This is a genomic window from Endozoicomonas ascidiicola (assembly GCF_001646945.1).
Lineage (GTDB): Bacteria > Pseudomonadota > Gammaproteobacteria > Pseudomonadales > Endozoicomonadaceae > Endozoicomonas > Endozoicomonas ascidiicola.
This window is the reverse complement of sequence record NZ_LUTV01000007.1, coordinates 153,827-165,873: the sequence shown is the minus strand read 5'-3', so window position 1 is coordinate 165,873 and position 12,047 is coordinate 153,827. Positions and strand designations below refer to the sequence as shown.

Annotated in this window: 12 protein-coding genes; 3 read left to right on the top strand and 9 right to left on the bottom strand. The window is 49.5% G+C overall.

Features of this window, described 5'->3' with window-relative positions; translation table 11 throughout:
• Positions 1–27: 27 nt before the first annotated feature.
• The 3 genes from plsX to AKL11_RS19845 are packed head-to-tail and all read right to left on the bottom strand — an operon-like array spanning position 28 to position 1,871.
• Positions 28–1,077 (bottom strand): phosphate acyltransferase PlsX, encoded by a 1,050-nt coding sequence (gene plsX / locus AKL11_RS19855; protein WP_095210556.1) that lies wholly within the window; start codon positions 1,075–1,077, stop codon positions 28–30.
• A 17-nt stretch (positions 1,078–1,094) separates the two neighbouring features.
• The gene (gene rpmF, locus AKL11_RS19850; RefSeq protein ID WP_067521010.1) at positions 1,095–1,268 is read right to left on the bottom strand and encodes a 50S ribosomal protein L32; all 174 of its coding nucleotides are present in this window, start codon (positions 1,266–1,268) and stop codon (positions 1,095–1,097) included.
• A 45-nt stretch (positions 1,269–1,313) separates the two neighbouring features.
• Positions 1,314–1,871 (bottom strand): YceD family protein, encoded by a 558-nt coding sequence (locus AKL11_RS19845; protein WP_067521007.1) that lies wholly within the window; start codon positions 1,869–1,871, stop codon positions 1,314–1,316.
• 195 nt (positions 1,872–2,066) lie between these two features.
• Here AKL11_RS19845 and AKL11_RS19840 point away from each other — a divergent pair, with 195 nt between their 5' ends.
• The gene (locus AKL11_RS19840) at positions 2,067–2,648 is read left to right on the top strand and encodes a Maf family protein (protein ID WP_067521004.1); all 582 of its coding nucleotides are present in this window, start codon (positions 2,067–2,069) and stop codon (positions 2,646–2,648) included.
• Positions 2,649–2,684: 36 nt separating this feature from the next.
• Here AKL11_RS19840 and AKL11_RS19835 read toward each other — a convergent pair whose 3' ends face one another.
• Together AKL11_RS19835 and rluC are read right to left on the bottom strand one after the other, a co-directional pair.
• Entirely contained in the window at positions 2,685–3,668 is a 984-nt protein-coding gene (locus AKL11_RS19835) for a S49 family peptidase (RefSeq protein ID WP_067521001.1), read from the bottom strand.
• 17 nt (positions 3,669–3,685) lie between these two features.
• A complete protein-coding gene (gene rluC, locus AKL11_RS19830) occupies positions 3,686–4,774 on the bottom strand; it encodes a 23S rRNA pseudouridine(955/2504/2580) synthase RluC (protein WP_425387583.1) in 1,089 nt (362 codons plus the stop codon).
• Positions 4,775–5,660: 886 nt separating this feature from the next.
• Here rluC and rne point away from each other — a divergent pair.
• Positions 5,661–8,846 (top strand): ribonuclease E, encoded by a 3,186-nt coding sequence (rne, locus tag AKL11_RS19820; RefSeq protein WP_067520994.1) that lies wholly within the window; start codon positions 5,661–5,663, stop codon positions 8,844–8,846.
• 197 nt (positions 8,847–9,043) lie between these two features.
• A complete protein-coding gene (locus AKL11_RS19815; protein ID WP_067520991.1) occupies positions 9,044–9,388 on the top strand; it encodes a hypothetical protein in 345 nt (114 codons plus the stop codon).
• 82 nt (positions 9,389–9,470) lie between these two features.
• On the opposite strand, the gene murB is transcribed toward AKL11_RS19815, so the two are convergent.
• The 4 genes from murB to AKL11_RS19795 all read right to left on the bottom strand — a co-directional run bounded on the left by murB (position 9,471) and on the right by AKL11_RS19795 (position 12,044).
• Positions 9,471–10,502 carry a UDP-N-acetylmuramate dehydrogenase gene (murB, locus tag AKL11_RS19810; protein WP_095210553.1) on the bottom strand — a complete coding sequence of 344 codons (1,032 nt, stop codon included), beginning with the start codon at positions 10,500–10,502 and terminating at the stop codon, positions 9,471–9,473.
• Between the two features lie 69 nt (positions 10,503–10,571).
• Positions 10,572–11,042: a low molecular weight protein-tyrosine-phosphatase gene (locus AKL11_RS19805; RefSeq protein WP_067520987.1), complete on the bottom strand. Its 471-nt coding sequence runs from the start codon at positions 11,040–11,042 to the stop codon at positions 10,572–10,574.
• A 28-nt stretch (positions 11,043–11,070) separates the two neighbouring features.
• Positions 11,071–11,853 (bottom strand): 3-deoxy-manno-octulosonate cytidylyltransferase, encoded by a 783-nt coding sequence (kdsB, locus tag AKL11_RS19800; protein ID WP_067520983.1) that lies wholly within the window; start codon positions 11,851–11,853, stop codon positions 11,071–11,073.
• Positions 11,853–12,044 (bottom strand): Trm112 family protein, encoded by a 192-nt coding sequence (locus tag AKL11_RS19795; RefSeq protein WP_067520980.1) that lies wholly within the window; start codon positions 12,042–12,044, stop codon positions 11,853–11,855. The genes kdsB and AKL11_RS19795 overlap by 1 nt, the downstream gene beginning before the upstream one ends.
• Between the last annotated feature and the right edge of the window lie 3 nt (positions 12,045–12,047).

Sequence of the window (12,047 nt, the reverse complement as noted above, 5' to 3'; positions counted from 1 at the left end):
GTACTAATTTATCGATTATTTTATCGATCAGTCGCCTTTAAGCATGGACTCAACTTCTTCTGAAAGCCGCCCGGTCACATCACTATCCACCTCACGAACCGCTTCCTGAATTGCCCGATAAAACCCTTCTTCATCGGAATGGCCATGGCTTTTCACCACAATACCCTGCAACCCAAGAAAGCTGGCGCCGTTATAAACCACCGGATCAATACTGCGGTAAAGTTTGCGCAACACCGGCGCAACAATCAGAGCAAGAAAGCGACGCCAGAGCGTCTGTTGAAAGGCATCCAGTAACGTATCTCTAATCAGATTGGCCACACCCTCACCAGTTTTCAGAGTGACATTACCAACAAAGCCGTCGCAAACCACCACATCCGCCTTACCAGCAAAGACATCATGACCTTCGATATAGCCAATGTAGTTCAGCCGACCATCTTCCTTTAGCAAGCGATCCGCCAGACGAACCTGCTCATTGCCTTTAATGTCTTCCGTACCAACATTCAGCAAACCCACTCTAGGAGCGTCCAGTTCGTTGACCGAAGCGACTAACTGAGAGCCCATCACGGCAAACTGATAAAGATTGGTTGCCGAGCAATCCACGTTCGCCCCCATATCCAGCAGCAGCGCACTCCCGCCTTTACAGGGAACTGCTGCAGCAATAGCAGGACGATCAATACCCACAAAGGTTTTCAAGGCAAAGCGACCCATTGCCATCAACGCACCGGTATTTCCAGAGCTGACACAGGCTGCTGCATGACCATCCGCCACCTGCTCAAGCGCCAACCACATAGAACTGCCCTCACGACCTCGTAAGGCAGCCGAAGGCTTATCATCCATACCAATGGTTTTCTCAGCATGAACAATATGGAGTCTTGATTGATCAAAGGAAGCAGAAGACAGGTGTTCCGTAATCAGCTTTTGATTACCAACCAGAATGAGATGAAGATCTGAATACGCATCCAATGCACGAAGCGCCGCCCGGATACGAGAACGGGGACTTTCGTCCCCACTCATGATATCAAGCGATATTCTCCGTCCTGGAGCTGCCTGCCCTGAATTGGGTGACCGTCCTGGCATCGACAAAATCACTCAGATTATTTGCCTTCCAGCACTTTACGACCACGGTAGAAACCGTCAGCAGTCATGTGATGACGACGGTGAGTTTCACCGGAAGTCGCATCAACAGACAACTGACCAGCAGTCAGACTGTCGTGGGAACGGCGCATGTCACGCTTGGAACGGGTTTTACGATTTTGTTGAACAGCCATGTGTCAACTCTCCTCTATTCTATAACCAGAAGCTTCTATCTGAATCTATTCCGGTTCGATGTCTTTTTTCAAACCAGCCAGAACACTGAATGGGTTACGGCGTTTACGCTCTTCTTCTGCCTGTGCATCAGAAGCCCGCAACTCTTCATCAGACTCAGTAGTGTAACTCTGCTGAACCTGACAGGCCTCAGGTGGATGATAGGCCACAATAGGAAGACTTAACAAAAGCTCTTCCTCTAGCAGAGGGATCAACTCCATCGGCTCCTCTTGGAGCATCAAGGGTTCAAATTCCTCCGGCAACATTTTTGCCTGCTCATCCGTCAGTACACCCATCAGGTTGAGATCAACACGCACAGGCAGCTCTGCAATATCGAGACACCGCTGGCAAATCAATTTCAGATTTGCTTCAACATGCCCCTGCAAAACCACCCGATGGTCTTCACTCATATAGAAATGAAGAGAAATCTTCACCTCACCCTGATCATCAGCGAGGCTGGCCACCAGCTGCTCAAATTTATTGAGTGCCAGTGTACCTTCAAACTGCAACTCTTGACGCGCCAATTTACGGGGGTCAAAAGTTTTGGGTAATTGCCCTGATAACATAAGCGCGCAATCATAGGGGGATGAACACTGACTGTCAAACACCCTTTGCATCGGATTTCATATAAGCTCGTGATAATCTTCATACAATACCGTGCTTTACACAAAATTTCCCCGGATCACGAAAAAGACCGAATCCGGGTTATGTAGAAAACATCACACCCTTCGCATCCTTCACATCCGGACCACGATATAACCATGAAGATCCTCTTAGCCTCCAGCTCACCCTATCGCAAACACCTGCTTCAGCGATTAAACCTGACCTTTCAACAACAATCACCCGACATTAATGAAACACCATTAAGCCATGAAACCGCCCAGCAGCTGGCGACGCGTCTTTCGCTGGAAAAAGCACAAGCACTGACCAATAAGCACCCAAACACTCTGATCATCGCATCAGACCAGGCCGCCTCACTGCATGATAAGATCCTGGGCAAACCCGGCACTCGTGAAAAAGCCATTGCACAACTCTCAAGCTGCAGCGGAAAACAAGTAACCTTTTATACGGGTCTTTGCCTTCTAAACACCGCCAGCGGACAATTCCAACTGGAATGCATCGAGTATTCCGTCTGGTTTCGACAACTCACCCCATCACAAATCACTTACTATATAGATGCAGAAAGCCCGCTGGATTGCGCCGGCAGCTTCAAATGCGAAGGACTGGGGGTGACATTGTTTGAAAAAATGAATGGAGATGACCCTAACAGCTTGATCGGCCTACCTTTGATTACGCTAACCAATATGCTGATAAACGAAGGAATCTTCCCTTTAGGAAACTGACAAGAAAAAGGCTTCCGATTGAAAGCCTTTAAAGGATTACATTAATTGAAGCCCGCCATCCATCGCCTCAACAAAGGTGGAACTGACACCCGCACCAAAATCACGGGCAAATTTTTCTAGAGGACTTAGGCGAAAAGTGTAATCGACGATTTCTTCTTCACCAATCACCTCACGGGCCACATAACCCGCACTGCCCAACCCATCGATCAAGCCAAGCTTTTCTGCCTGCTCACCTGACCAAACCATGCCGGAGAAAATATCTGGAGAATCTTGCAGTCGATCACCACGCCCAGCTTTAACCACCTCAATAAATTGCTGATGAATGGTGTTCAACTGAACCTGCCACTTGGCGGCGGAGCCTTTATCAATAGGCTGGAACGGGTCCAGAAACGCTTTATCCTCGCCCGCATGATAAACACGTCGGGTAACGCCTAGCTTTTCCATCGTGCCGACAAAACCAAAGCCCGCAGAAATAACACCGATAGATCCTACCAGACTGGCTTTATCCGCATAGATTTCATCCGCCGCAGCAGCAATATAATAACCTCCGGACGCCCCGATATCCATAATCACTGCATAGAGTGGAATTTCTTCATGGATATCACGAAGCCTGCGGATTTCATCATAGATATAGCCAGATTGAACCGGACTACCACCGGGGCTATTAATCCGCAGAATCACGGCTTTGGTGTTTTCATCCTCAAAAGCTGAGCGCAGGCCGGTAATCACCGCATCCGCCTCTACTTCGCCACCACCAATCTGACCATCGATATCCACCAGAGCCGTGTGTTCTCCACTGCTGGACGAGACGTCTGCATCCGCAATATTTGTCGCCTTATAGAAGACCGCCACGGAGAAAAACAACCAACCGAAGGTCAGGCACTTGAAAAAGATCCCCCAACGGCGGGCTCGCCGCTGCTCCAGCAACGCGCCTTTCGCCAGCGTTTCTACCAACCCCCAGGCACGATCATTTTCCGGCTGATTTTCATCCGCTAAAGGCTCTTGCCAGTTATCCTGCATAATCACTCCTTAAGTCTTTAACCATTCGATTGCCGCAAAGTCGTTAAGACATCCTGCAATTCTTTTGGTAGCGGCGCTTCTACCTTCAATATCTTTCCATCCAGTAATTCAAACTGAATACTGGCTGCATGAAGGAACAGGCGATTCAAACCAAACGCCTTGAATCGTTGATTATCTTCGTCCAGCGCGTATTTATCATCACCAGCAATAGCGTGACCCGCATGCAAACAATGAACACGAATCTGATGAGTTCGACCAGTAATTGGGTACGCCTCAACCAATGTCATATTGGGATATCGTTCCAAAACACGGAACGCGGTGCGAGACTTTTTACCATCTACATGCACTCGCACCATCCGCTCACCGGATTGCAACACATTCTTCTGCAACGGCGCATTAACCAACTGCTTTCTGGTCGGCCATTTTCCGATTACCAGCGCCTGATACAGTTTTTCCACTTTATCTCGTTGTTGCAGCTGATTGTGAATATGCCTCAGCATACTGCGACGCTTAGCAATCACCAGACAGCCAGAAGTATCACGATCCAATCGATGCACCAACTCAAGGGTTTTATTATCGGGGCGCAACTGCCGCAAAGCTTCAATCACGCCGTAAGACAAACCACTGCCACCGTGCACCGCCAAACCGGAGGGTTTGTTGATAATCAGCAACAATTCATCTTCATACAGCACCGATTGTTCGAGCTGTTCGATCACATTGTCAGACGGCCTGACTGGCGCATTGGCTTCAGCTACCCGAACCGGCGGCACCCGAACCACATCCCCAGACTGCAAACGATAATCAGCGGTAATGCGTTTTTTATTGACTCGCACCTCACCCTTACGAAGAATGCGGTAAATGCGGGTTTTCGGGACGCCTTTGAGAATCCGCAGTAAAAAGTTATCAATGCGCTGGCCAGCGGTGTCGTCATCAATATCCAACCATTGAACCGTGGGCACCGCCTCAACTATTTCCGCAAGCTCCGCAGGCACTGCTTTTTTCGCACGCACGGTATTTTCACGCACGGTTTCTGGCCGACGCGCCTGCACACGTTGAGATTTTGTACCGGCAGAGCCGGAGCGTTTCACATTACGTCTTTGCTTCAATCGATTATCCACAACACTATTAATACCTTCTCACATACCATGAGCAATTAGCCAAATACTACCAGCTTTCAACGGTTTGAAGCACTCATAGTTTACTGATATAGTTGCAAGACTGTCTTGCTAACTACCGAGAAGACAGCACGATTTACTACGCTTGAGTAAGACTGGAAAGACGCAATAAGAGTGGATTTCACTTAAATTCCTTTCAACTGGTCCGAAGAATAGACTGATGATGTTCGTATTACCCGATATACTGTGAAGGGTTGTACATTATCAGCAAGACATATTCAGGCATATTTCACGTTAGACACCTCTGCTGAACAACAATGCACCGGTCTCTGAACGTGGGTATTGAAGAACGAAAGACCGCGACAATGGTCGCGATAAATAAACAGTGCCACATTTAATCAGTGGTTGCGTGCCCGTTAATGGGTCGAGGACAAGCGAACAGGTCATATGCCAGTATACGGTCTGAGCTGCCCAGAGATTATCGGCAGTCAGCCAAGAGGGCGCCTGATTTATGCAACCTCCTCCTGCAAAACATCCGTCAGACAATACCGCGGATGATTACGCTACAAGCAGCAGATTCGGCTTATTACAAAACCGACTGCCAGCCAATGAGCGCAGCAGCCGAACCGCCTGAAACACACGGCATTCGGCCTGTTAACGCAGGCAACAAAAGAGTTTGTAAAACACCGAAGGAAACCCGGTGCACAAAAGACCGCCCGACCGCCGAGGCTAAACACTCTCCGGTCTGACGCTCTGCCAGAAAGCCAGGCCTGACTCGCATGAACAATGCGCTGCCTGCCCGTAAAGGATGCACCGGAAAGCCAAACGTACAAACAACTCTGACTGATTAGAGTAGCCATTAGCAATTTGGAACTCTATGAAGAGAATGTTAATCAATGCGACCCAGCAAGAAGAGCTGAGAGTTGCACTCGTTGATGGGCAACGCCTGTTCGATCTGGATATTGAATCCGGAGCCCGCGAACAGAAGAAAGCCAACATCTATAAAGCCAAAATCACCCGTGTTGAGCCCAGCCTCGAAGCAGCGTTTGTTGACTTCGGCGCAGAGCGTCATGGCTTCCTTCCCTTAAAAGAAATCTCCCGTGAGTACTTCACGGGTCACAGTGGCGGTCGCCCGAACATCAAAGATGTCATCAAAGAAGGCACCGAAGTCATTGTTCAGGTGGACAAGGAAGAACGCGGCAATAAAGGCGCCGCTCTCACCACGCTGGTTAGCCTTGCTGGTCGCTACCTGGTATTGATGCCAAACAACCCACGCGCCGGCGGCATCTCCCGCCGCATTGAAGGCGATGAGCGTGCCGAGCTTCGTGAAGCTATGAGCAAACTGGACATCCCTTCCGAAATGGGTGTTATTGTCCGTACCGCTGGCCTTGGACGCTCCGCCGAAGATCTTCAATGGGATCTGGATTACCTCCTGCACCTCTGGAACTCCATCAAAGAAGCCTCCGGCAAAAATCAAGCTCCAGCCCTGTTGTATCAAGAAAGCAACGTCATTATCCGCGCGATCCGTGACTACCTGCGCCAGGACATCGGCGAAGTTCTCATCGATAAAACGGCTGTCTACGAAGAAGCGCTGGACTTTGTTAATCAGGTCATGCCGCAGTATCAGAATAAGCTGAAGCTGTATCGTGACACTGTGCCCATGTTTAATCGCTTCCAGATCGAAAGCCAGATCGAAACGGCGTTCCAGCGTGAAGTAAAGCTGCCTTCAGGCGGCTCAATTGTTATCGATCCAACAGAAGCATTGGTTTCCATCGACATCAACTCTGCCCGGGCAACCCGTGGTGGTGATATCGAAGAAACCGCCTTCAACACCAACCTGGAAGCAGCGGACGAAATCGCTCGCCAGCTGCGTCTGCGTGATATCGGCGGCCTGATCGTTATCGACTTTATCGATATGAGCAACAACCGCAACCAGCGCGAAGTGGAAAACCGCATTCGTCAAGCACTGTCGGTGGATCGCGCCCGGGTGCAAACCGGTCGCATTTCCCGCTTTGGTTTGCTGGAAATGTCCCGTCAGCGCCTGCGCCCATCCCTGGGTGAAACCAGTGGTGTCGTTTGTCCACGATGCTCTGGTCAAGGCACCATCCGGGATATCGAATCTCTGGCACTCTCCATCCTGCGCTTAATGGAAGAGGAGGCTATGAAAGACAAGACCTCTGAAATCCGCGCTCAGGTACCGGTTTCTGTTGCTGCATTCCTGCTCAACGAAAAACGCAAAAACATTGCCAAAATCGAAAAGCGCAATAACGCTCGCATCGTCGTGATTCCAAATGCCAACCTGGAAACACCTCATTACGATGTTCAGCGTCTGCGTGACGATAACCCTCAGGATGTTGGCAGCAGCTACGAAATCATTCTGGAGAACGAAGAAGCCGCGGTGGAAGAATACACCACAGCCTCCAAGCCTCAAGTCCAGAGACCACAAGCTGCCGTTCGTAACGTTGCCCCCGCTCAACCAGCGCCGGTTAAGCAAGCCGAAGCCAAGCCCGGCTTTATTGGCGGCCTGCTGAAATCCATTGGCAACCTGTTCAGTTCTGATAACGACGAAAAACCAGCCCAGCGTGAACGCTCTGGCCAGCAGTCTGGAAATCGTCGCGACAATGATAGAAATCAGGACAGAAACCAGAACCGCAACAAAAAACCACGCTCCGATGCACAACGTCGCGATGGTCGTAACGATAATCGCAATGAGACTCGCAACAACGAGAGTCGTGATAACCGCGAAAACCGTGAGCGCAATCAGAAAGATCGTAAACCCCGCAATCAGAAAGAACGCTCTGATCGCGACAATCGTTCCGACAATCGCACTGACAACCGTTTCGAGAAACAGGAGCGTCGTCCGCGGGAGAAAACAGACAATCAGGATCTGGACAACAACCTGGATCGTCAGCAGGATCAGGAGACTGAACAGAACGGTGATCGTCGCCGTCGTCCAAACTCTGCACCACGTCGTCGTAACAATCGTCAATCCCAGCGTCAGCCTCAGGGCGAGCCGCAGCTGCAGCCATTGCTACCAGAAAGTAGCAGAACAGCAGCACCTCAGGCCCCTGTTAAAGAAGAAGTCGCTACCGAGGTCACTGCTAAGCAAGAACAGCAGCCGACTGAAATTGTCCAGGAAAACGCAACAAAGCCTGCCGCTGTTGAAGCAGCACCGGTCATTGCGGAAGCAACCGCTCCAGAAGTTAAGCAGCCAACACCTGCCGCTTCTGAAGAAAAAGCAGAAACAGTAACCGCTGAAGCGACTCGGGAAACAACAATAGAGAAAACTGAAGACGCTCAAAGACCACGTCGCTCACGTCGCATTAAAAACGATCCGCGTCGTCAGAGAGAAGAGCAGAAAAATCCAGCGCCAGTACAAGAAGCAGCCGCTTCTGAAGAAACACCGGCCGCCAGTGAAATACCTGCGGCTCATGCTGATCAACCTGCCGGAAATCCAACCGACACGAACCAGCGCGACGAACAGCCAGAAAAAGCGTTTGAGCCAGCCAAATCCCATGGCCGCCCTCAAATGACCGAAATGGCTAAAGCCGTTGCGGCATCTCACAACCTGGAAAAACCTTCGTTCAACTCAATCCCTCCGTTTGAGAAGAAAGAAGTAACGCCTGAGCCGCAGGAAGCGGTGACGTCTGTTACCGCCAGCGAAGCAGAAGAGATGCTGGTAAAGGCACTGAACCAAAGCGAAGAAACAGCAACGGTTAATCCTGAAGCTGAAAAGGCGGAAACTGTTGCGCCAAAGACTGAAACCCCAAGAGCGACAAAACCGGCGAGACAATCTGAACCTTCTCTGCCTAAGCTTCTAGCTGACCCTGCACCTGCCGAAGCATCTGCAGAAGCAAAGCCAGAGTCTGCTGAAGTAGAAGCTACCGAGGTTGAGGTTGCTGCTGTAGAAGCGCCTCGCCGTCGCCGAAGCCGTGCTCATAACGACCCAAGAGCAAGACGCAATGCTCAGCAGGCAGAGCAAAGCTCTGAAGCAAAAGCAGATAACAATGCTGAAACCAGTGAAAAGACTGAACCGTCACACACTGAAGAAAGCAATCTGTAAACAACGGGTGATTTAATCATCAAAAAAGCCGGGAAAGGTCATCCTTCCCCGGCTTTTCTTTACCTTAAAAACAATGAACTCAAGCTCCTTATAGCCAATCCCAAGCGCATCATTTGATGATATTCATTATCAATATTTGTTTATATGAAGATGACTGTATATGTTAAATACTCCACCCCATGAGGCAGAGCATGATAATGAGCAAACATGAAACCCACTCACACCCTGAACACACCCACGGAAAAGACTGTGGTCACACAGCCATAAAACATAACGACCATATTGATTACATCCATGACGGCCACTTGCATCACCCCCACGAAGATCACTACGACGAACACGTCATTGAAGTCAGCGCCACCAACCCTGCTGAGTGCGACCCACTAAAGACCTGCCACCAAAATGGGCACAAACACGGACCGGACTGTGGGCAAGAAATCGTTCCCCATGGGGATCATTTTGATTATCTGGTGGAAGGTCGCCTGCACCATGTACATGGCGACCATTGTGACGATCACGGGTCGATAGAAATCATCTCATGATGTAAAAAGCAGGGAATTGAAAAAATCATCAGGGTTACAGGATCTTTAATACCTGAAACCCATTACTTATAGAGACCAATTATCAACGGTAAACTCTGGGCTCTCTTTCCAGCTCAACCCCAAACTGATTTTTCACTTTTTCTAAAACGTATTGAGAAAAAGCTATAACATCCGAACCGGTTGCGCCACCGTGGTTGACCAACACCAGCGCCTGCTTTTGATAAGTCCCTACACTACCTTGTTGAACACCACGCAGTCCGGCACGATCAATTAACCAGCCAGCGGCCAGTTTCCACTTTTCACCCACTGGATAAGCAACAATGTCTGGATACTCCTTTTTCAGGCGCTCCATGGTTTGCTGATCCACTTCCGGATTTTTGAAAAAGCTTCCGGCATTTCCGATAGTTTTCGGGTCCGGCAATTTTTGCTGTCGAATGTCACACACTGCCTGACTGATTTGCAATGCTGTCAGTACTGAATCTCCATGCTTTTCAGACAAACTATCCGTAAGCTGCCCATAACCCAATCTGGGGCTTAGTACAGCATCCAGCGCAAACGTCACGGAGATAATGATGTATCGATCTTTTTTCTCACCCTTGAATACAGAGTCACGATAGCCAAAACAGCAATCAAAATTATCGAATTGCTCTACGTCTCCAGTAGAAATATTGATCGCATCGAGGGAGACGAAATAATCTTTTATCTCAACGCCATAAGCACCAATATTCTGAATCGGTGCCGCCCCAACACAACCCGGAATCAGCGATAAGTTTTCAAGACCGTAGGCCTCTTGATCGATAGACCAGAGCACAAACTCATGCCAGTTTTCGCCAGCCATGGCAGTGACAGTCACCTGTCGCTCATCACGATGAACAACTGACAGGCCTTTCAAGTTAATGTGAATCACCAAGGCATCGAGAACATCGCCCAAAACCACATTACTGCCACCTCCTAGCGGAAGAATGACCAACCCTTTTTCTTTGGCAAAAGTAAGTGCTTCCTGCAACTCCTCAACCGTATTCACTTCTGCGTAATATCGGGCAATGGACGGAAGCCCAAGGGTATTCTGGTGAATAAGTGAGTAATTCTGGTGAATGGTAACCGGCAAAGTCATGTAAGCCTTAAAAACGACAGTAATTGGATAACGTAAGGTTCAACAATCAAAGCAATAAATCAAAGACAATCACTCCAACCCTTGTTTGATGTGCTCCAGCAAAGCAATGCCGCCGAGCTCCACGAGGTTTAACACGCGATGAAAACCATCATCGCCACCATAATAAGGATCTGGAACTTCATTAACGGGCAAATCAGCATAATCCAGAAACAGCTTCACCTTATGGATATGCTCTGAAGGACAGATAGATTTCAGGTTTTCAAGATTTTCTGTATCCATGGCAAGAATAAAATCCTGCCGGATAAAATCATCTTCCGACACCTGGCGGGAACGAATAAACGACAAATCGTAGCCATTCTGTGCAGCATAAGCCATTGAGCGGCTGTCCGGTTTCGCACCGTTATGCCAACCGCTGGTGCCCGCAGAATCCACTAGGATGGTAGATGAAAGCTCGGATTCGGCCACCTGATGAGCGAAGACGCCATGAGCTGTTGGTGATCGGCAAATATTACCGAGACAAACAAACAGAACGTTAACCATGGCTCCTCCTACTCATATCACCATACCTTTATTCAGATCTCTTGGAGAGTATGGCTCTCACAGCGTTCAAATCCTGCTCAGTATCAACGCCATGAGGCGGTGTTTCAACCGCCTGCGCCACATGGATGCGGTGACCATTCCACATCAGGCGCAACTGCTCTAAAGATTCCAATTGCTCAACGGGACTCACACCCCAGGTCACATATCGATTCAGTAAAGCAACTCGATAAGCATAAATGCCAATATGCCTTTGAAAGTCCACGCCCTCAGGTACTGTTTTCTGCTCACCGGCGAAAGAATCTCTTGCCCAGGGAATCGGCGCACGACTGAAATACATCGCATAACCATTGGCATCAGCAACCACTTTTACCACGTTAGGATCAAAGATCTGATCCAAATCACTCAGTGGATTCGACAAAGTTGCGGCGCCTGCTTCCTGAGCAGCACTTAAGTTGTCAGCCACTTGATTGATCACCGCCGGCGGAATCAGTGGTTCATCGCCCTGAACATTGACAATGATATGATCATCCGCCATACCATAGTGCGCAGCCACTTCCTGCAAACGGTCAGTGCCTGACGGATGCTCTGGCGATGTTATACACACCTCAGCACCAAAGCTTTCAGCGATCGCCTGAATGCGCTGGTCGTCCGTGGCAATAATCACGCTTTGAGCATCCGACTGCTTAGCCCGCTCGTAAACGTGCTGAATCATCGGTTTGCCGCAGATATCCGCCAACGGTTTACCGGGCAAACGTGTAGACGCAAAACGGGCGGGAATCACCACTGTAAAACCCGTAGATGGCTGGGACATCAAGAAGCCTCGTTTAATCGCTCTTCAGTGCTAAGCGTGCGGGCTTCCCCTTCCAGCATCACCGGGATACCGTCACGAACCGGGTATGCAACGCCGCAAGGGCGACACACCAGTTCCTGACGTTCTTTATCCATACGAACCTGTCCTTTACACAAAGGGCAGGCCAGAATCTCAAACAATGTTTTGTCCATACT